This window comes from Peribacillus sp. NPDC096447, assembly GCF_044762725.1.
Classification (GTDB): Bacteria; Bacillota; Bacilli; order Bacillales; family DSM-1321; genus Peribacillus.
In genome coordinates, this window is record NZ_JBIWEV010000004.1 from 528,484 (window position 1) to 550,001 (window position 21,518).

At 42.7% G+C, this 21,518-nt stretch carries 18 protein-coding genes; 3 read left to right on the plus strand and 15 right to left on the minus strand.

Annotated elements, in window-relative coordinates:
* Positions 1-28: 28 nt before the first annotated feature.
* Positions 29-835, minus strand: a complete 807-nt coding sequence (locus ACIQZD_RS16935; protein ID WP_402904728.1) for an alpha/beta fold hydrolase — start codon at positions 833-835, stop codon at positions 29-31.
* Positions 836-1,000: 165 nt separating this feature from the next.
* On the opposite strand from ACIQZD_RS16935, the gene ACIQZD_RS16940 reads away from it, so the two are divergent.
* Positions 1,001-2,269, plus strand: a complete 1,269-nt coding sequence (locus ACIQZD_RS16940) for a dicarboxylate/amino acid:cation symporter (RefSeq protein ID WP_101223939.1) — start codon at positions 1,001-1,003, stop codon at positions 2,267-2,269.
* Positions 2,270-2,405: 136 nt separating this feature from the next.
* Positions 2,406-3,077 carry a lysoplasmalogenase gene (locus ACIQZD_RS16945; protein ID WP_402904731.1) on the plus strand — a complete coding sequence of 224 codons (672 nt, stop codon included), beginning with the start codon at positions 2,406-2,408 and terminating at the stop codon, positions 3,075-3,077.
* Positions 3,078-3,162: 85 nt separating this feature from the next.
* Here the strand turns inward: ACIQZD_RS16945 and ACIQZD_RS16950 are convergent, their stop codons facing one another.
* From ACIQZD_RS16950 to gltC, 3 genes are all read right to left on the minus strand, one after another.
* The gene (locus ACIQZD_RS16950; RefSeq protein ID WP_402904733.1) at positions 3,163-4,362 is read right to left on the minus strand and encodes a class I SAM-dependent rRNA methyltransferase; all 1,200 of its coding nucleotides are present in this window, start codon (positions 4,360-4,362) and stop codon (positions 3,163-3,165) included.
* 110 nt (positions 4,363-4,472) lie between these two features.
* Positions 4,473-5,513, minus strand: coding sequence for a PTS sugar transporter subunit IIC (locus tag ACIQZD_RS16955; RefSeq protein ID WP_402904735.1), 1,041 nt, complete (start codon positions 5,511-5,513; stop codon positions 4,473-4,475).
* Positions 5,514-5,873: 360 nt separating this feature from the next.
* Positions 5,874-6,776 (minus strand): glutamate biosynthesis transcriptional regulator GltC, encoded by a 903-nt coding sequence (gene gltC / locus ACIQZD_RS16960; protein WP_402904737.1) that lies wholly within the window; start codon positions 6,774-6,776, stop codon positions 5,874-5,876.
* A gap of 160 nt (positions 6,777-6,936) precedes the next feature.
* Between gltC and gdhA the strand changes: the two genes are divergently transcribed.
* Positions 6,937-8,319 carry an NADP-specific glutamate dehydrogenase gene (gdhA, locus tag ACIQZD_RS16965; protein WP_402904739.1) on the plus strand — a complete coding sequence of 461 codons (1,383 nt, stop codon included), beginning with the start codon at positions 6,937-6,939 and terminating at the stop codon, positions 8,317-8,319.
* A 184-nt stretch (positions 8,320-8,503) separates the two neighbouring features.
* Here gdhA and rbsB read toward each other — a convergent pair whose 3' ends face one another.
* The 11 genes from rbsB to ACIQZD_RS17020 all read right to left on the minus strand — a co-directional run bounded on the left by rbsB (position 8,504) and on the right by ACIQZD_RS17020 (position 21,518).
* Positions 8,504-9,424 carry a ribose ABC transporter substrate-binding protein RbsB gene (gene rbsB, locus ACIQZD_RS16970; protein ID WP_137017767.1) on the minus strand — a complete coding sequence of 307 codons (921 nt, stop codon included), beginning with the start codon at positions 9,422-9,424 and terminating at the stop codon, positions 8,504-8,506.
* Between the two features lie 15 nt (positions 9,425-9,439).
* Positions 9,440-10,384 (minus strand): ABC transporter permease, encoded by a 945-nt coding sequence (locus ACIQZD_RS16975; RefSeq protein WP_101223945.1) that lies wholly within the window; start codon positions 10,382-10,384, stop codon positions 9,440-9,442.
* A 1-nt stretch (position 10,385) separates the two neighbouring features.
* Complete coding sequence (locus ACIQZD_RS16980) at positions 10,386-11,867, minus strand: sugar ABC transporter ATP-binding protein (protein WP_402904742.1); 1,482 nt, start codon at positions 11,865-11,867, stop codon at positions 10,386-10,388.
* Between the two features lie 18 nt (positions 11,868-11,885).
* The gene (gene rbsD / locus ACIQZD_RS16985) at positions 11,886-12,278 is read right to left on the minus strand and encodes a D-ribose pyranase (protein WP_063234273.1); all 393 of its coding nucleotides are present in this window, start codon (positions 12,276-12,278) and stop codon (positions 11,886-11,888) included.
* On the minus strand, positions 12,275-13,159 hold the full coding sequence (gene rbsK, locus ACIQZD_RS16990; RefSeq protein ID WP_402904745.1) for a ribokinase: 885 nt from the start codon (positions 13,157-13,159) through the stop codon (positions 12,275-12,277). Before rbsK ends, rbsD begins: the two co-directional genes overlap by 4 nt.
* On the minus strand, positions 13,156-14,142 hold the full coding sequence (locus ACIQZD_RS16995) for a LacI family DNA-binding transcriptional regulator (RefSeq protein WP_402904747.1): 987 nt from the start codon (positions 14,140-14,142) through the stop codon (positions 13,156-13,158). The genes rbsK and ACIQZD_RS16995 overlap by 4 nt, the downstream gene beginning before the upstream one ends.
* Before the next feature lie 351 nt (positions 14,143-14,493).
* A complete protein-coding gene (locus ACIQZD_RS17000) occupies positions 14,494-16,305 on the minus strand; it encodes an IucA/IucC family protein (RefSeq protein WP_402904749.1) in 1,812 nt (603 codons plus the stop codon).
* A 22-nt stretch (positions 16,306-16,327) separates the two neighbouring features.
* Positions 16,328-17,656 carry a lysine N(6)-hydroxylase/L-ornithine N(5)-oxygenase family protein gene (locus ACIQZD_RS17005; protein ID WP_402904751.1) on the minus strand — a complete coding sequence of 443 codons (1,329 nt, stop codon included), beginning with the start codon at positions 17,654-17,656 and terminating at the stop codon, positions 16,328-16,330.
* On the minus strand, positions 17,631-18,215 hold the full coding sequence (locus ACIQZD_RS17010) for a GNAT family N-acetyltransferase (RefSeq protein WP_402904753.1): 585 nt from the start codon (positions 18,213-18,215) through the stop codon (positions 17,631-17,633). Before ACIQZD_RS17010 ends, ACIQZD_RS17005 begins: the two co-directional genes overlap by 26 nt.
* On the minus strand, positions 18,205-20,007 hold the full coding sequence (locus tag ACIQZD_RS17015) for an IucA/IucC family protein (protein WP_402904755.1): 1,803 nt from the start codon (positions 20,005-20,007) through the stop codon (positions 18,205-18,207). The genes ACIQZD_RS17010 and ACIQZD_RS17015 overlap by 11 nt, the downstream gene beginning before the upstream one ends.
* Positions 20,008-20,009: 2 nt before the next feature.
* On the minus strand, positions 20,010-21,518 hold the full coding sequence (locus ACIQZD_RS17020; RefSeq protein WP_402904757.1) for a pyridoxal phosphate-dependent decarboxylase family protein: 1,509 nt from the start codon (positions 21,516-21,518) through the stop codon (positions 20,010-20,012).

Genomic DNA, 21,518 nt, shown 5'->3' on the forward strand with positions numbered 1-21,518 from the left:
TGCATCCCCTTTTTCCTATCCTGTACGACTATACTCCCTTTTGAATGAAGCAATCCACTGTTTCATTAAACAAATCGCTTTCTTCCATAAATGGACAATGACAGCTATCTTCAAAGACTACTAGTTTGGAATTCGGAATGTTTTTATGCAAATGTTCCCCTGCAGCTACAGGAATGACTTTTTCATGCCTTCCAAAACAGAGAAGTGTCGGAATATTGATTTCTGGCAAGAATTCACGATAGTCCACAATCGATTGGTCAAATAGAATGCTACTGGCGATGGATTCGGGCATTTTGGTCACTTCCCCAAGCATCCAGCTTGCATCCTCTGCAGATAATTCATTATTGAACATGGAAGCAAGGAAGCTTTGCAAAAACGAGGAACGATTCGTTTGAATTTCAGTCATGAAGGCAATCAACGTGTCCATATCAAATGCGCCGATATTAAAATCGGGCCACTTGAAATCAGATGCCAATTCATCCACAATCACGGTTGAATGAATATTTTCCTCACCGAATTGCTTAAGATAATCCCAGACGACAAATGCCCCCATCGACCAGCCTACAAGTATGACATCCCTTAATCCCAGTTCACATATGAATGCATGAAGATCTTTTGCATAAACGGAGACCGTATTTCCGTAATGTACATGATTTGACTGGCCATGGCTTCTTAAATCAAGTAAGATCGTTCTATATTTTTCTGAAAAGTACGGAAGCTGCCATTTAAAAAACCGGCTGCTCATCCACACACCATGGATAAAAATAATCGGTTTCCCCTGGCCCTTTTCTTCATAAAACAACCGAACGCCTTCTTCCACCTCAATAAATGCCATTCTATCCCTCCTTCTTGATATTTTCATCATCCATTCCCCATTATTATTTATTGCATTTCTTCTTTTAACATTCCTCCCTATAAAAATATATTGTCAAACCAGATGTTAGAGTTGATAATGAAGTATATTTTTATGATATCTTCATCCTGAAAGGACGGAATTTTAATGAAGAGTTTTATCAAAAACTATCGATCCTCTCTAATACTGCTCACCGCCATTATCATCGGCGGGATAGCGGGTGTGGTTTTCGGGGATAAAACCTCGATCATACAGCCTCTAGGGGACTTATTCTTAAATCTGATGTTCACGATCATCGTACCATTGGTATTTTTCAGCATTGCTTCAGCGATTGCCAATATGAGCGGAATGAAGCGTCTCGGAAAAATCATGGGAAGTATCGTTCTCGTGTTCCTGACAACAGCCGCTTTGGCTGCCGTCATTGGATTTATTGGGACAACCATTGTCAATCCGTTGGAAGGCACAGATACGACAGCCATTAAAGAACTGATGGAAAACAGTTCCCCTGAAGAGACCATCGAAGAAGTTTCTTTCTTCAGTCAACTGGTCAACACTGTAACCGTTTCCGATTTCCCAGAACTGTTCTCCAGAAGCAATATGCTTCAGCTTATCGTTTTCTCAGTACTAATCGGACTTTCCACTGCACTGGTCGGTGAGAAAGCAAGACCGATTACTGAGTTTTTGACAGCAGGTACAGCTGTCATGATGAAGGTCGTCAAAATCGTGATGTACTATGCTCCAATTGGACTTGGTGCTTATTTTGCGGCGATTATCGGGCAGCTTGGGCCGCAGATTTTAGAAGGCTATGCTCGCACTTTCATTCTTTATCTAGTCTTGGCCTTGATTTATTATTTCGGCTTCTTCACTTTGTATGCCTTTATTGCAGGCGGGAAAGATGGAGTTAAACTATTTTGGAAAAATGCCCTGACACCATCCATTACAGCCATCGCCACTTGTTCTAGTGCCGCATCCATTCCAGTCAATCTGGAATCGGTCAAGAAAATGGGCGTGCCTAAGGATATAGCGGAGACTGTCATCCCACTCGGAGCCAACACTCATAAAGATGGTTCGGTATTCGGCGGTGTATTGAAAATCGTTTTCCTATTCAGCTTATTTGGAAAGGATATGACAAGCATATCAAGCATTTTAAGTATACTTGCTGTTGCCTTTTTGGTTGGAGCCGTTATGGGTGCCATTCCTGGGGGCGGCATGATTGGGGAAATGCTGATTCTTAGTGTATTCGGCTTCCCTGTGGAAGTCCTGCCTATCATTGCCGTTATATCCACGATCATCGATGCTCCTGCTACACTGCTTAACTCAACAGGAAACACGGTTTGTGCCATGCTTGTCACAAGGCTTGTTGAGGGGAAAAATTGGTTAAAACAAGCATTCGTTAAAGAAAATTCAGCCGTATGATTCTTATAACGAAACTGGCTCCTGGTTAAAACAGGAGCCAGTTTTTTTATTTTCACGACTTTCCTTCAAACAGTTCTTTAATTGACAAGGGGTTCCATATCCTTGCATAGAATTAAAGGTTGAAGGAGGGAAATGAATGTTAATGAAATGCTTACCTGCCGCAATCACTATCACGGGGCTATTATATATTTTTTTTATACCGGAAGAGCCTTTGATGATTAAAATCATGTTCAAGATCATCCCCATGTTATTGATTTTGCTCTACGCCTGCACAACTGTGGGAAGACGAAATCGTTACCAATCCTTAATACTTCTTGGTTTATTCTTTTGTATGCTTGGAGATGGTTTGTTGATTTGGTTCGTCATCGGGCTTTCCGCCTTCTTGATCGGCCACCTTTTCTATATTTCGGCATTCTTTAGACTATGGACCTTTTCATGGCTTCGATTTGCGACGATTGTTCCGATTAGCATTTACTCCACTTGGATTGGCCGTGAAATTGTACGTTCTTTAATTGAAAAAGGTGAACATAACCTCATCATCCCTGTAATCTGTTATGTAACGGTCATCTCCCTCATGGGCTGGGCGGCATTTATGACCGGAAATGCTGCCGCAATCACCGGCGGGGTCCTGTTCGTGATTTCCGACTCCATTTTATCTTGGAACAAATTTATCGATGATGTTGCCTTTTCTGGCCCAATGATCATGCTTACCTACTATGCAGCCCAGTTTTGCATCGCTAACAGCATTCGCATGAAACCTTCTTTTCATTTATCGAAAGGTTTGAAAAGTGAATGGCCTATCCAGTGAATCTGAATGTCCAATCGTTCCACATGAAACATTTATATTACAAAAAAAGGCGTTCACAGCCCTGCTTGAACTGTGACGCCTTTATTTAACCTTTAATTTTCTTAATGAAGACTACTTTTAAATAATCCCCTTCCTTATATTCCCTTATTGTTTTAAAATCAGCCGGTAATGAGAATTCTTCCATGATCTCATATTTTCCATTCATTTCTTTGAAAGCAACATCAATGAAGCTCTTGAATTTTTTCATGTCAAACGTACTGCAATTAGTTGAGGCGATAATGACCCCATTGTCTTCCGTAATGGAAATGGTATCCTTCAATAGATTCGTGTAGTCTTTTCCGGCACTGAAAGTAAACTTCTTCGATTTGGCAAAGCTGGGCGGATCGAGGATGACCATTTCAAATTTCAAAGCCTTCTTCACTGCATATTTAAAATATTTAAAAACATCCATCACCACGATATTGTGAGCTTCTGGATCTATTCCATTCACACTGAACTGCTCGATCGTCTTTGGTAAACTGCGATTCGCCAGGTCGACACTAGTTGTTTTAACAGCACCGCCTAAAGCGGCAAACACGGAGAATGCCCCCGTATAGGAGAACATATTCAACACGGTTTTCCCTTTGGCATATTCATCCCGGATTTTCCTTCTGACATCGCGTTGATCAAGGAAGACACCGACCATTGCCCCATCATTCAGATAAACAGCGAAATGGACTCCATTCTCCTTTACAAGAAGCGGAAATGCCGGCTGTTCGCCCATGACAAAATCGTCTTCATCCACGTACTGCCCCTTTGTATCAAAGCGTTTCTTCTGATAAATCGATTTGACCTCGACCGTTTCCTGCAATGCCTTAATGATGTAGTCTTTAAAGGAATATATCCCTTTGCTATACCAGCTAATGACATAGTGACCATCATAATGATCAATGATTAAACCGCCAATTCCATCACCTTCCCCATTAAACAAGCGGAAAGCTGTAGTCTCCCCATCTTCAAAAAAAGACTTTCGGAATTCATATGCTGCCTGGATTTTGCCGTTAAAGAAGGATTGATCGATCTTTTCATTTTCTCTTCGGGTCAATACCCAGCCATAGCCCTTATTCTGTTTACCATAATAACCTTTTGCCAGAAAGCGGTTGTTTTCATCCACCAAACGCACCAAGGCCCCCTCTTCCTGAAGGTCATTTAGGTTGGCTATCGACTCTTTAACAATCAAGGGAAAACCCTTGCCGATTTTACTCACGAACTTAGCTTTCACTTTTATATCTATTTCTTTTCCCATCTATATCATCCTATCTATGCAAATGCTTTCCTCCCCATTTTACCCTAATCCCTTTATAAATAAAAACCAGCCCGGTTCCTTAACCAGGCTGGTTTCCAAGAAAACTTTGATTATGAAACTTCCAAATGAAGATCACCTGGCTTAACTTTACCCATCATCTTCAATACCCGATGTAAGGCAAGTGTGATCACAGCTGGCAATACCATACCCACTGCCACATAAATCAAAAACGTGTACAGCCCCTGACCAGTTATGATGGCAATCGGTGCAATCATTGAACTTAACCCCATGCCTCCAAGCTCATACGGCACTTGAAAATCGAATGCCAAGGTTGCGATAGGCGCACAGATGATTGCCGCCACAAAAGGAGGAATTACATATAATGGCTTTTTGATCAAGTTAGGAAATTGGACTTTTGGCGTAACGACCATCTGTGCCAGGAACCCGCCCATATCATTATCTTTATAAGACATGACAGTGAACCCGACAAACTGAACGGTACATCCGATTAGAGCTGCAGCACTGGAAACGGGATCTAATTGCAGGGCGATCGCCAGTGCAGCGGAAGACGCCGGTGTCATTAATAAAATGCTCCATACCAAGGCTATGACCATGGAGCCGATTAAGGGAGAACCCTCGACCGCAGCCGTGGTTTGACTGCTTATCCATGTTAGGAGCGGAGTGGTGACAAGAGCCAGGCCATATCCAGAAACTCCACCGACAAGAACTGCCCCCATTGGGATGGCCATGATGTCCAACTTCGTTTTGCCGATTAGCCGCTTGCCTATATATGTTGCAATCACTGCTGCCAAGACAGCACTTAGTGGCTGACCCGTAACAATCGTGAAGGCACCCTCAGCAGTTCTGTGAATGGCAGCACCTCCAACAGCACTTGAAGCCATGGCGCTAAAGATAATTAATGAATTTCCTCCAAGCTGATATGCGATACCTGCTCCTAAAGCTGGCGCTAGCAAGACCTTTGCAGCCCCGCCTATTGCCATGAAGACCTCCCAGCCTAAATAGCCCCCTATGGATTCAAACAATAACCCGATCCCTAATGTAACCAAGACAGCGTTGGCTATCCCTGTTGATGCCTTGTACATTCGATCGCTGATGTATTCTTTCCTGCTCACTTTATCTCCACTCCTCATTAATTATCAGAATATTCAATTTAGGAAAATCAAAAAAAAAAAGGTCTTCTTTTAAACAAAGTATATCGTATCGCTACCTAGATATTTACTAATGTCTGTCCGTATAATAACATGAATTTTCTGATAATGTAAGTGATATTTTTATTCTAATAAAATAAAAGCGCTTTCAAAAATAAATATTTAACGCATTACTATTCAATAAAAACTAATAATTTATTATTCCGAAATAATTTATCCTCATTTTAAGATGTCTAAATGGAGATATCTCGATACATTTACGGACCAAAAAAAAAGAACCCGATTCAAGGATTCTCTCACTAGCTGGATTTATGACTTTTCTAATAGACACCCATCTCATTTCTATTGAAAACCTTCCAATTTTGCAAAAGTATTCCTCAAAAATTGGTAAAACAATTTCTCCGTTGGCATCAGTTCCCTATCAATCGGAACGATGACCCCTACTGCCCTGGTTATAGATTGGTCCTCCAGCGGCAATTTAACCGTAAAACGAGGCAAGCTATCAATCAAGGAAATCTCAGGAATCAAGGTTATTCCCAGACCTGCTGCCACCAATCCTTTTATAGCATCTGTATCCTTTCCTTCGAATGCCACTTCCGGTTCAAAGCCATGCAGTTTGCAAGCTTTCATAACGAGATCCCTTAAAACATATCCCTTTGGATATACGATGAACGGGTTTCCTTGAAGCTCATTTAAGGATAATGATTTCTTCAATGACAAAGGATGACTTTCTGGTAAAAGGGCAACTAAGTTTTCAATAAATAGCGTTTCACCTTTGATTTTCTTTTCATTCACCGGCAGTGGGCCAATCAAGGCCATGTTTATGTTACCTTTTATCACAGAATCTATCAGGTAGCGATATGAACCTTGTTTCAATGTGAATTTTGCCTGCGGATAACTTTCCCTGAAGTCGGAAATGACCCTTGGCAATATATAAGAAGCTAAACTGCTGGGAAAGCCAATGCGGATTGTCCCTTTTTCCGGATCCAGGCTTTCAGCCATCTCACGCTTGGCACGATCGATTATATCCATAGCTTGTTCCATATGAGATAAAAATGTATGTCCTATAGGTGTCAATATAATCTTTCGGCCTTCCCTGATAAATAAGGGCACGCCCAGCTCTTCTTCTAAATTGTAAATTTGGCGACTGACAGCAGACTGGGCAACATGCAAGTTCACTGCTGCTTCCGTCATATGTTCACGCTTTGCCACTTCAATGAAATATTCAATTTGCCTTAATTCCAATCCAAGCTCCCTCTTTCATATCAAAACAGCATGTTATTTATCTAATATTCAGATTGTTCGTTCCACTTTTAAATTATATCATGAAAGTATCATATAAAAACCGATAGACTTACCCCATTTAAATTTTATGACTTTAACTTTATCTAAAGGAGAGAGAACAATGACAACTTCACAGGAAGTAGAGCATGAGGAATTACAAGATGCCAGAGATTTCGTAAGTCAAGTATACGCACAGGTAAAGGAGCGTAATCCTCACGAAAATGAGTTCCATCAAGCTGTAAAGGAGATATTCCTTTCACTGATCCCCGTTTTTGCAAAACATCCTGAATATATGAAAAGCGGGATATTGGAGAGGCTGGTTGAACCCGAAAGAATGATCACCTTCCGTGTTTCTTGGGTTGATGACCTGGGCAATGTCCAAGTAAACCGTGGTTTTCGTGTGCAATTCAACAGTGCAATCGGACCATTCAAAGGCGGTCTCCGATTCCACCCCACTGTCAATTCCAGCATCATAAAGTTTCTTGGTTTCGAGCAAATCTTTAAAAACTCTCTTACTGGCCAGCCGATCGGTGGGGGAAAAGGCGGGTCGGACTTCGATCCAAAAGGAAAATCGGACGCAGAAATCATGCGTTTTTGCCAAAGCTTCATGTCGGAACTATCTCGCTATATCGGCCCTGATACAGACGTACCGGCTGGTGACATCGGAGTCGGTGCAAGGGAGATCGGTTACCTGTTCGGTCAATATAAAAAGATGCAAGGCAGCTACCATGCCGGTGTTCTAACTGGTAAAGGTATTAGTTACGGAGGAAGCTTGGCCCGTACAGAAGCGACTGGATATGGAACGGTTTACTTCGTCGAGGAGATGCTCAATGACAAAGGGTTACAATTCCATGGCAGCACCGCCGTTATTTCCGGATCTGGCAATGTATCCATTTATGCCATTGAAAAAGCTACACAGCTAGGCGCAAAAGTGGTTGCATGCAGCGATTCAAATGGCTACATATATGATGAAAATGGTCTGAACCTGGATACAGTTAAACGGTTAAAAGAAGTGGAACGAAAACGCTTGAGCGAATATGTCGATGCGCACCCGGAAGCTGTATATCATGAAGGGAGCTACGGCATTTGGTCTGTACCATGCGATATTGCACTGCCTTGTGCCACACAAAATGAAATCGATGAAGAAGCAGCAAAATTACTGGTCAAAAATAATGTGAAGGCAGTCGGTGAGGGGGCTAATATGCCTTCAACCCTTGAGGCCATTGAAGTATTCCTTAATAACGGCATTCTTTTTGGACCAGCAAAAGCGGCCAATGCAGGCGGCGTAGCCGTGTCTGCACTCGAAATGGCCCAAAACAGTGCCAGGATGCCTTGGACTTTCGAAGAAGTCGATGCCAAGCTGCATGAAATCATGAAGAACATCTATAAAAACAGTGTAGAGGCTGCAGAAGCATATGGTGAGCCTGGCAACTTAGTTGTTGGGGCCAATATTGCCGGATTCCTTAAAGTGGCGAATGCGATGCTGACTCAAGGTATACTCTAGCAATCAGTTGATTTAGGAGGCGGCCCGACATGGGCCGCCTTACTTTTGTAAAAGAATGATCTCTCTTTCTTATACTCTCTCATTCATATCAATACAAGCTGAATATCCACAATCAGATAACATCAATGGAATTAAAAAAAGGAGTGCCGGAAAAGTTCCGGCACCCTCATTGTTTGTATGACAATCATTCTTTGGTGACCAATTTCAATGGAACGGATATTGTGTCATCCACTTTGTCGCCTTTTAAGATTTTTTCAGCCGCATTAACCGCTTCTTCACCGATAAGTGCCGGTTGTTGGGCGATTGTAGCTTTTAGTTCACCGTTTTCAACTGCTTTCAATGCATCATCATTTCCGTCAAAACCAACCACGATAATGTCTTTTCCGGCTGCCTTGATTGCTTCAATGGCTCCTAGTGCCATTTCATCATTATGGGCGAATACCGCTTGGATGTCTTTATTGCCTTGCAGGATATTTTCCATGACGTTAAGCCCTTTTGTCCGGTCGAATTCCGCCGTTTGGCTTGTCAGGACATCTAACTGCTTGTCCGCAATATTGTGGAAACCTTTCCCGCGTTCACGAGTTGCAGATGCACCAGATACCCCTTCAAGTTCCACTACTTTCGCTTTTTCGCCAAGCTCTTTAACTAGATATTCTGCAGCCATTTCCCCGCCAGCCACATTGTCGGAAGCGATGAACGTTTCAATGTCTCCTTCGTCTGAAGAGCGGTCAATCGTGATAACGGGAATGCCCGCTTCATTAGCTGATTGAACGGCTGAAGATATTGCCGCAGAGTCAGTAGGATTCACAAGAAGGACATCAACCTTTTGAAGGATTAGATCTTCAATTCCGCTGATTTGTTTTGCCGTATCATCTTGGGCGTCAACAACTGTGACTTTCATGCCTTTTTCTTTTGCTTCTTTTTCAATACCATCTTTTAAGGAAACGAAGAATGGATTGTTTAAAGTAGAGATGCTGACTCCGACTTTCACGTCTTTCATGGAGTCTTTCTTTTCTTTTTTATCATCTGTTAGACCAGAATCCATTGAACAGGCAGCCAAGACCATTAAAGAAAGAACCATGATGATCGATACTATTTTTTTCATTGATTACACCTCTTCTTATGATTTTTTACGGTCAAGTAAAACCGCGATTAATATAACTGCACCTTTTACCACTTGCTGGTAAAAAGAGGATACACCAAGTAAATTCATGCCGTTATTCAAGGTACCGATGATCAGGACACCGACCAGCGTACCGAACAAGCGCCCTTTACCGCCTGAAAGGCTCGTTCCGCCCAGCACCACGGCTGCGATGGCATCCATTTCATAGGATTGGCCTGCCGTCGGCTGTGCCGAATTCAGACGGGATGTCAAAATGGCACCGGCAATGGCCGCCATCGTACCGGCCAGACCATAGATGGCCACCTTGACTCGATCAACTTTAATCCCCGAAATACGGGAAGCCCTTTCATTTCCTCCAATGGCATAAGTTTTACGGCCAAAGGATGTTTTATGAAGCAGGAACCATAGGATTAAGAAAGCGATGACCATCACAACGGCCGGTACTGGCACTCCAAGGAAGTAACCTCTCCCAAGCATCTGGAACATAACGGAATCGCCAATTCCGGTAATCGGCTTTCCATCCGTATACACAAGCGTTAATCCCCGGAAAATCGTCATGGTGGCCAGTGTCACGATGAAAGGGGCCATTTTTCCCTTTGAAACGAGTATCCCATTGATCACACCCATTATTGCACCTAGTAGAATGCCTACTAATATTGCTAAAATCGGGTCTAATCCCGAGACCATCATACCAGCCATAAGTGCGCTGGATAGAGCTAAAATGGAACCGACGGACAAGTCGATGCCACCTGTCAATATGATAAAGGTCATTCCAAATGCAATAAGTGCATTGATGGAGGTTTGACGCAATAAATTCAAAATATTATTCGGTTCCATGAATGATGGATTTAAAACGGTTATTACGATAAATAAAAGTACCAGGGCGAGTAACGGACCGAATTTCTGCCAAATCCCGCTTTTCCCTGTAGCCTCAAGTTTCATCCTAGTTCCCTCCTGTCGCCAATGCCATAATTTTTTCTTGCGTCGCTTCCTGCTTTAACAATTCCCCAGCAATTTCACCTTCATGAACCACAAGGATTCTATCACTCATTCCAATGATTTCCGGAAGCTCTGACGAAACCATGATGATGGCGATGCCTCGCTCCGTCAATTCATTCATCAACTCGTAAATTTCACGTTTTGCGCCAACATCTATGCCTCTGGTCGGTTCATCCATAATTAAAACTTTAGGGGAAGTGCCGATCCATTTGGCAATTACCACCTTCTGTTGATTTCCTCCGGATAGATTGCCGATGACCGTTTCAGCAGAAGATGTCTTTACATGAAGTCGCTTAATCATCATTTCGGCAAAGTTCATCTCATCTTCCGTTTTTACGATTCCGTTAGGAGCAAAACTTTTGAGATTCGGCAAGCCGATATTTTCCCTTACAGAAAAGTCCAGGATCAGCCCCTCTTCTTTACGATTTTCCGTAATGAAAGCCAGGCCGTGTCGAACTGCATCCGTTGGTTTTCGTATGGAAACCTTCTTGCCTTCAATGGTGATTTCACCCCTGTCTATTTGGTCGACACCAAATAGGGCGCGCATTATTTCTGTTCTTCCTGCTCCCATCAATCCGGCGACACCGACAATCTCACCTTGCCGAACCGCGAAATGGATATCTTCAAAAAGCCCCTTTTTAGTTAAACCTTTTACATCAAGGACTATATCGCCAGGATTCGCTTCACGATGAGGAAAACGATCCTCCAGCTCCCGCCCTACCATTTTTTGAACGACTTCATCGAAATTTGTATCTGCAATTCTTTTCGTATCGACGGTTTTTCCGTCACGCATTACGGTGATCCTGTCACAAATGGCGAATATTTCTTCCATCCGGTGAGAAATATAAACAAGCGATACACCCTTTTTGGTAAGTCCCTTCATCACTTCAAAGAGCTTCTCTATTTCCCTATCAGTTAAAGCTGCTGTGGGCTCGTCCATGATGATGACTTCGGCATCCGTCATGAGCGCCTTGGCAATTTCAATCATTTGCTGTTCCCCGACAGAACAAAATCCGGCTTCCTTATCAAAAGGAAGGGAAATATTAAGTGTTTTAAAAATCTCGTTTGCACGCGCTTTCATTTGTTTCGTCTTCAGGACACCGAAGGCATTCACCATTTCCCTGCCGATAAATAGATTCTCCAGCACGGTCATTTCTGGCCAAATATTCAATTCCTGACGGATAAAGGCCATTCCCGCCACTTCCGCTTCCTTTGAATCCTTGAATGAGGTTTCTTTACCGTTAATCTCAATCGTTCCTTGATCTTGTTTATGCAGCCCGGTCAAAATGTTCATCAAGGTTGATTTCCCCGCACCATTTTCCCCCATTAGCGCATGTACTTCCCCAGCCTCTAAAGAAAAATGAACACCTTCCAATACCTTGTTTTGACCAAATGCTTTATAAATATTGTGCATTTCGATTTGCATGCTCATCATCTCATTTCTTTAAAAGAATACTCCAGACTGCAATATGCAATTTGAATATGGCGTCGTCTCCCCGGTCCGGATTATTGCTTTCGCGTTACTTGTCAGCCTTTTAAAATCCTCATGGGAAACATATTCAATCGCTGCTCCGAATTGCTGCTCCATATATTGATGCTGTTCCGGGTTTTTAACCTTCACTTCCGTGGCAGCGATAACTTTTTCAACAACCATATCTTCGTGAATCGCCCGGACTACATCTTGAAATGATGGTGTTCCAGGCGTCAATGCTAAATCTATCTTGCAAACTCCAGGTGGCACCGGCAGCCCGGCATCACCTACTACTATATAATCGGTATGACCAAGGTCAACCAGGACCTTGGCTATTGAACTATTGATGATTCCTTGACGTTTCATGCTTCAAAGCCCCTCTCGACCTCTATCCTTTGCGGCATGCCGCCTTGGGCTCCTAACTTCGTCACGGAAATGGATGCTGCCCGGTTCGCGAATAACAAACATTCGTCAAAACTTTTTCCTTCTGCAACAGCCACGGCAAAGGCAGCATTGAATGTATCCCCTGCGCCTGTCGTATCCACCGCTTCCACTTCAAAGCTTGGAACAACCTTTTCTTCATGTCCGTCAAAATAACGGACGCCATTTTTTCCTTCGGTAATGAATAATTTATTGGGATACTCAGTCAAGACTTCCGTTCTATCTCTCCCATTGAATAGTATTTCGAATTCATGTTCATTCGGAGTAAGGTATGATGCCTGTTGAATGACAGCCTCGCTTAGTTTGCGGGCGGGAGCTGGGTTCAAAAGTAATCTCTTTTGAAGCGTGCTGCACAACTCAGCCAGATATTCCACAGTTTCCTCAGGTATTTCCTGCTGAACCAACACGATATCCGATTCCTCTATTACCTTTTTCGCCTTTTGTACATATTCAGGAGTAATGAAATCATTCGCGCCTTTTACGACAATAATGCTGTTATCACCTTCCGAAAGGGTAATGTGTGCTGTCCCGGACGCGGAATCTGTAACCGGTTCCACATTCTTCGTGTTTACATGATTTTTTTTCAGGTTATCTAAGATGATTTCTCCATAGACATCATCCCCTACACATCCAACCATCGAAACTTCTGCACCAAGACGTGCCGCTGCAACAGCCTGATTGGCACCCTTTCCTCCAGGAACCGTGATAAAAGACTCCCCTAAAACCGTTTCACCAGCCATTGGCCGCTTGGCTGATGTCACCACTAAGTCCATTGAGGAACTTCCCACTACTGCAATTCTAATCATGTCTTCTCCGCCTTCCTTCTCGTTGTTTGTCTCTCCACAAAAGAAACAGGGAGCTTTTCATGTGTTACTTCCAATTTTTCTTGATTGATCCTTTTAATTAGCATTTCCGCCGCTTGTGCCCCCATCTCATAGGCTGGCTGCCGAATTGTCGATAACGGCGGGTGCAATAACGCTGTGAAGGCGATATCATCATAGCCGATCAATTGTATGTCTTCCGGTATCCGTATTCCCCGTTTTAAAATCTCTTGAAGTGCGGCGGCTGCAACAATATCATTACAAGCGATGATTCCATCGGTTTCCGGATATTGCTCGAACAGCTGTTTCACGCAAGTTTGGCCCCCCTGAAGAGTTAGGGATGAATCCATGACTTGCACGTTCACTTTTGCTTGTTTCAATTCTTCCAATGCTGCCATGTACCGTTCATATACAGGCTTTATTTCGACTGGCCCCCTAATGAGGACGATATTCGTACTGCTCCTATCCAGCAATACGCGTGCTGCCAGTTTACCGCCTGTCTTTTGATCGGAATAAACAGCTGGTAATTTCTCTGCTGTACGGTCAAGAAGGACAACTGGAATATCCAGATTATCGAAATTTTCATTGGCTTCTTCACTAGTTGAAGCAATCATGCCCACTACATTATTTTGCAGGAATGTGTCGATATATTCTATTTCTTTCTCTCTCTTTTCATCACTATTTCCAAAAATTAACCGATAACCAAATTGCTGTAGATAATCCTCCACACCTCTAGCCATTTCTGGGAAGAAAGGATTCGTAATGTCCGGCAAAATCAAACCAACCAATTTGGATTTACGTTTGTAGAGGGATCTTGCCACTTCATTCGGTTTATAATTTAATTTCTCAACAGCTGCCATGACCACCTTTTTTGTGTCCTCATGTGCATAACCACTGCCATTCATAACTCTGGAAACCGTTGCCACAGAAACCCCAGCTTCCTTTGCCACATCCCGAATAGTTGCCAATATATCACCCTCAATAATTTTGTGTAACCGTTTACACATAGCTTATCACCAATTTAAATGAACGGCAAGCCCTATCTCAAAGATAATTTTTAGGGAATTTGACCCAAAGAGGATAACACAATCCGTTTTTTATGCGTACATTTGTTAACCATTACTTCTCTATATTTAATAACAAAGTTGATTGGAACGGGTGTACGAGACTCCTGCGGGAAAAGCGTGTCTAGGGGAGACCCCCGCAGGCGCAAGCCGAGGGCTGACCGCCCGCGGAAAGCGAGTGCCTGGAGCGGAAATCAACGGTCAAATTGTTAAAACCATAAGAAAACTGGCCCAAAAGTCTGAGCCAGTTTAACTTTATAGCGATTTTGCAGGTAACTTTTCATAAAGGGCATTATTCACATGCCCAAACTCAGATGCATGCGGACGGTCTTCTCCATCGCTATATCCATATTGAAGCATCCGATTTCTATTCAGGCAGAGCTTTGTTAATTTTGGCGCAAAGAAATTGAACGTATCGAAACGATCTTGTAACTCAGGGAATTTTTTCTGATGTGTCAGGATTGTTCGAGCGACGCCTTCCCAGAAAGCATTCTCATCCAAAAGGGACCTCTTCATCAGAAGTGTTGACAAGTATCGGAAATGACAGATGAACAGTCCCGTGAAAATGAATTGAACCAGCCCCTCGGGAGTCTCACTTCTTAGTACTTTCCTTAAATCATCAGGAAGGCTGCTTAATTCAGGAAGCGGCTGATCACTGACGTTTACATCATCTACAAAATCCTTGATGGCCAAGCGGTGAGGCTTGTAATCCTTCAAAACTAAAATGGTATTTTGACCATGCGGAGAGAAGACCAATCCATATTGATAGATAAAATGTAGTAATGGTGATAGGATGACGTCGAATAATTGAGCTGTCCAGGCTTCTGCAGTCAATCCCGATTTTTCAATAAGGCTTTCCACATATGGTTTCCCTTTGCTGTCCACATGTAAAAGGGACGCAAGCGTAATGGGCTTTTCGCCTTCCTCCATATAACTGTAAATACTTTCTCTCCAAATCCCCCCCAGCATCTCTAAATATTGATACGGTACATTCTCTAGCTTGGAATAATACGGGTGATCAACATTTAAACTGGCCACTTCACCAGGAAGCACTACTTTGCATTGTTCTTTCAAGAATGAATCATTTTCATAAATGTCCTTTATATACGTTGTGATTTTTGGGGCAATGACCGTGCGTTCAGCTGGCAATCCACGGTATACCAGCGTATTTAAAATGCTCATCGGCAGCTTGACATGGTGTTTATCCTTATTCGATACATTAACAAATGTCCGGATGGATTGTTGCGGCAGATACTTATCGGGACCATTTCCCAAAGCTACGATCAGCCCTTTAGCCAGGTCATCGGTAAAGTTCTGGATGATTACATTCTTCCACTGCCATTCATGAACTGGGAGGTAGTAATAGTTTTCTGCGTTCAGCCCTTTTTCCGTCAATATCTTTGCAAATGATTTTTGGGTTTCCCCATCCAGTTCATTCTCCATCAATTGCTTATAAGATAACGTTTCTACTGAATTGAACTCCCCCCTCGTTTTATGGACGGCAATCCAAGATAACTGAACTTCCTTCTGGTTTTCTGGAGCGAACTGCAAATAATCATCATAACCGAAACCGATTCTTCCCTTGTTATAAGCAATCCAAGGGTGGCCGCTCATTTCTCCTTCAAGTAATGCATAATCCAGTTCGACTAAATCACCCGCATCTTGTTCAGGTTTGGATAGCAGTTGGAGATCCGCAAGCAGTGTATGATGGAATTCTTTGATTAAATGTCCTGTTGTTTCTGCAGTCATCCCAATTAACGGCTGGATGTCCAAAATGAATTGAATGGCATCCTTGGCCTGTGTAAAACCTTCCGTTTCACTTACCTGGATCGACTCGGCCTGTACTTCATAGCTGTCAAAAAGACGGGGCGATGCCAAAAATCGATAAGATTTCCCCTCATTTATCTTTAACTCATATAGGTTTCCTGCTGTATTTTCGTTCAGAACAGCTGGATGGATCATATCTTCATACATATATTCAGAAATCATCTTGGCCAGCAGGTTTTGGTTTACTATGTACCAACTTTTTTCTGAAACTGCCTGTTCCACTTCATTTATGAACTGCATATAATTCTCCCCTTCCCTTCTCTTAGTAAGCCATGACGGGTGTTTTTACACGGAATGACTGAAATGCACCCTTTGGCTCGGATGGATAAACTTCTTTACCTGCCAATTGATTGATGATAATAGAATTTCGGAATGCTCCTAAGCCTAGATCCGGAGCACCCACACCATGTGTATGCATCTCGCCATTTTGAATAAAAAGGTGATTCGGTGTAGAGATGGCCGTTCCTACCCGATAGTCTTTCGTTATTGCAAGACGACCCAAGTCATCGCGGACTAAATGGTCCTCCATGGTTTCAAGGAATGCCGGAAGAGTTGATTTATAGCCCGTCCCAAAAACGACCGCCTCTGTATCCACATCAAATTCGCTATCTTCTACCCACTGTCGGCATTTCAATTCCCAGCCATTTTCAGCAGGGGTAACCGCTGCAACTTCCGTCATGGCCCTAAGTTCAATGGACAGTTCGGCATTTCCAATCGATTTTTCATACATCTTGTCAAAAATTGCTGCGATTGTAGTGGCGCTGATGCCTTTATACAATAAATCCTGTTTCGGCAGGATTTCATCCTTCTTTTCCTGCGGCAGCCGATAAAAGAAATCAAGGTAATCCGGCGTGAAGTATTCCAACCCGAGTTTTGAATATTCCATAGGGAAAAATCCCTTGGATCTTGTATACCAGTTTAGCTGGTAGCCATTTTCCTCCTGCTCATTAAGCAGATCCAGAAAGACCTCGGCTGCACTCTGTCCAGATCCGACAACCGTTACGGATTTTTTCTTTAAGATATTTTCTTTATTCCGTAAATAATCGGCCGAATGCAGGATGCTCTCTCCCATATATGGATGAAAAGCCGATGGAACAGTCGGGGCGCTGCCAATTCCCATGACTACATGACGGCTATAATAGAATTCGATCTTTTGTGATTGTGCATCCCTTACACTGATTTGATAGCAGGGTTCATCTTGATTCCCTATATATTCAACCGCCTCCACCGCTTTTCCAAAACGGCAGCTATCAAGTTGATGGGCAGCCCAGCGGCAATAATCGTTATATTCTTTTCGTGGAATCAAGAATTTTTCAAGGAAGTAGAAATGATAAAGCCGATCATGCTGCTGTAAATAATTCAGATAACTATATGGACTTGTCACATCTGCCATGCTAACCAGATCGGCAAAGAACGGTACCTGCAGAGTTGTCCCTTCCAACAGCATCCCTTCATGCCAATTAAATTCCCGCTTTTTCTCAAAAAAGACGGCATTCAACTCCGGGGTTTTCTCCAAAAGGGCCGCAAGTCCAAGATTAAAGGGACCTATCCCTATCCCTACCAGGTCATAGATAGATTGTTGCTTCTCCATAGTTCCACTTCCTCTCGAAATTCTCCCGTGTACATGACATAAGCAATGCATTTTTATCTGGGAGCTCAATTTCTTTAATTGGGGTAAACCCGCACTTTTCAAATAAATGAATCATCTTTGCATTTCGAATATCCGGTTCTGCCATCACTTTGTTTGTGGTTGAAGTCAGTAGTTGGAATTTCACCATTGCACGTAAAAACGGCAAAGCCAGTCCTTTTCCCAGGTAATCCGGATCACCTATGAGTAAATGAATGCCTTGATCTCCCTCTTCGGATTCATAATAATCTTCGATGATATCGCCTTTAACCCAATACGATTCCCAATAGCTCATGGGAATGGAGTCCAGACAGCCTAAATAGAGTGTTTGGTGTGTATCAGCCAATGCCCTTTTTAAATGAACATCGAATTTTTCTTTTGTGAAATTCAAATTCCAGTAGGGTATCACATGATCTTCATGCATCCATTTATGCAATGTATCCAAATCCCTCTCATATTCAACTTTGACAAATGAAAGCTGCTGATTACAGTCCTTAAGCATTTCTTCATAACTATTTTTCATGGACGGCCATAACCCCCTGCGCGAACGGATTATCAATCGTTGTATAAACGGATTGTGTCTCAAGTGAACCGACAAGCTCATCCATATCATGAAAACGTGTCAGTAAATTAGCCTTACAAGATAATTCCCGGGCATGAAGCAATTTTGAAACAACTCGATTCAACCCTTCATCTTCGCTTTGCGTGCTGCATGTTTCCAGTTGTTCCTGAACGAGCTGTAACAGTGTTTTTTCTGATACTAATCCTTCCGTACCGAAATTATTGATTAAGCCTAATAAGTGATTAAAAAAGAAATAGTATTGCAGTCTTTCTTCAGCTACTTCATCTGAACAAATCGTGAAGCTTTTTTCACTTAGTTCTGGCAAGATCTTCAGCAGCCTGTCCACTTTGGACTCACAATAGTAATACCCTTGATTATCACGATAATAAAAAGTGGCTGGGTACCCATCTTGAAGTTGAATGATGGAATTTTGTTGATGGGCTTCCAAAACAATTCCATACTCTTCAAATAGCCAAAGCATCGGTTTCAATGTCATTGACAGATAGGTTTTGAACCAATCCTTACTCACTTCTTCGGTACTGCGGTTTTCATCAGCTGATAATTTGCGGATGATCGCTCCAAGTCTTGATGGGGCACCATAGGCATTATCCTGACATAAGCCGGCAATCAGGCTTGCTTGTTTATCGTTTTCATAAAAAGGGTTTTCCCGAATATCTACATCGAATCCTGATTCTTGCTCGGCTGTTTTGATAGTTAGGTAAGCAGGGTCCTTGATGATACGGAAGGAGGGGTGCCGTTCTTTTAGATCGTCGCCCACTTTTGAATCTATTAATTTTGCAATTTCGACACCACGATCCAATTCTTTTTGCAGATTTGCACGTAAGGAATTCGTGATTTTAACCGGAACGGAAAATTTGTACATATATCTCGATGTGGCACTATATACCGTTCTAAATGAAGAGGTGGCCGTAAATTTTTTCCCAAGCGGTCCTGCATAAACTAGTGTCCCTTTCTCGAGTAGCCTCTTGACCTCTTCTTTTTCGATAAGCACTTTTGCCTGGAGAGGGTGTGCCGGGATGATGATATATTGGCTTTCCTTTTGGCAATACGTTCTTCGGAATTCACTGGAAATCTCCAAGTCACCGGCTAACTCCTGTTTAATGATCTCACTTGCCGATGTGACTTCACTAGAATCCTGGATGACAATCGAAGGTTCTGCCAGGAAGTAGTGCAGCTGAAACTCCCCTTTTAATTCGGGTGAATAAATCCATTCATCTTTTTCTGAAATGCCCTGCTTGCTTTTCGGTGTCGGGTGGAACAGGTGTCCGAATAAAAGCGACTGCTCTGCTTCGATGTAGGTGAAATCAGGACTTTGAAGTGCATCAACGTCTTCCGTCCTGGCTTCAGCATACCGTTGAATATTTTGGCTGCTTAGGATGACGCGCAGCATCAATTCATCTTCACTATCCGTCCGGCCCTGCTCATTCAATAATTCTTTAGAAACAATCGAGACCATTGTCACGTAATCTAATACATGTACTTGTTTGGATGCCGTTTGATAGTAAATCGGGAAGTTGAAAATATGACGCCCCGTTTCCGACCAATATTTAAGCGGAACAAGCAATGCAATATCTTGGGATATGAGCTTACTGACCATTAATGAATCCGAAATGGCCCCCTCCAAATTCGGCCAGTTTTTCGTTTCTTCTAAACTGCAATTTCCGGTTTCCCGGAAATAACAATTCAGAAAGCTTTGCATCGTCGCCCTTTCAGCTATTTGCTTACCATTCATATTCATTCCTCCATCATCTTGAACATTTCACCTAATACTCGAATTTCGTCTAAAATTTCCTCTATGTGTTCAAGCCTTGTCATTGGATTCAATAGTGTCATTTTTAAATATACCTGGCCTTCAAAACGTGTTTTTGCTAAAAATGCACGTCCGCTTTTCAGTAATTCTTGCTGAATCTGTTTATTTAATAGATTTACTAACTGATCACTTTCTCCTTCGGGATTATAACGGAATACAACCGCATTCAATTCAGGGTCTTTATTCAATACTGTGAACCCTTCCTCTTTATCGATCTTCACAGCCGCTTCACGTGCAAGGTGACATGTATAGTCGATCATTTCGGCAAAGGCATCCAGTCCAACGACCTTCAATGACATCCAGAGTTTCAGTGCGTCGAACCTTCTCGTCGTTTGAACCGATTTATTGACTAAGTGAACCATGCCTTCCGCTTCATCTTCCTGTGGATTCAAGTAATCTGCGTGATGCTGGATATATTGAAATGAGTTGCTGTCAGAAACAAGAAAAGCACCACAGCTGATGGGTTGATAGAATAATTTGTGAAAATCGACCGTAATCGAGTCGGCCCGTTCAATTCCGCTGATTAACTCTTTGTAATCCTTACTTAAAATCATCGCGCCTCCATATGCGGCATCCACATGCAGCCATATCCCACTCTTCCTCGCGGCTTCGGACAATTCGTGTAATGGATCGATTGAACCAAAATCCGTTGTTCCACAAGTTGCAACGATGGCAAATGGCAGTAAACCCTGTTCCTCTAAATGCAGCAGCTGTTGATTTAATTCAACTACGGACAGACGGTGATTTGAATCCGTTTTAATCGTGATTACAGCCTGTTCACCAAGCCCCAGCTGTGCCGCTGATTTACGAACCGTAAAGTGGGCAGCCTCGGAGCATAAGATCCGCAATTTTTTCGCCTCGACCGGCAAGCCATGCTGTTGAACGTCAACACCCCAGACACGCTTACAATAAGCGTCCCTAGCCAATAGCAGGCCCATATAATTAGATTGGGTTCCGCCGCTTGTGAAAATCCCATCCGCTTGTTCCGGCAACCCTACCTTTCTGCACAGCCAATCTATTAAACGCTCTTCAACGAAGGTTGCTGCCGAGCTTTGGTCCCATGAATCCATGGATTGATTCAACGTACCGATAATCATTTCGGCAGCCACGGCAGGTATTAATGTCGGGCAATGCAAATGTCCGATACAAGCAGGGCTTTGTACATTGATGCTGTCATTAATAACAAACTCTTCCAGCTCATCCGCTACCGCTTCCATTGTCTTCCCTTTTGGAGAAGCAAGGATCAGCTCGTTTAATCTTGCTTCGATTTCATACGGTTTTTTCCCAGAGTATGGTGAATTATTCCCTTTTAAAAAGCTGGTCAGCTTTTTTTCAATGATGTTTAATGACTGGCTGTAGTTATTGAAGCCTTCTTCGTTATTCAGGAAAAATCGAGAATAAGCAAAATCCGTTTTATTTATCATTTCGATCAT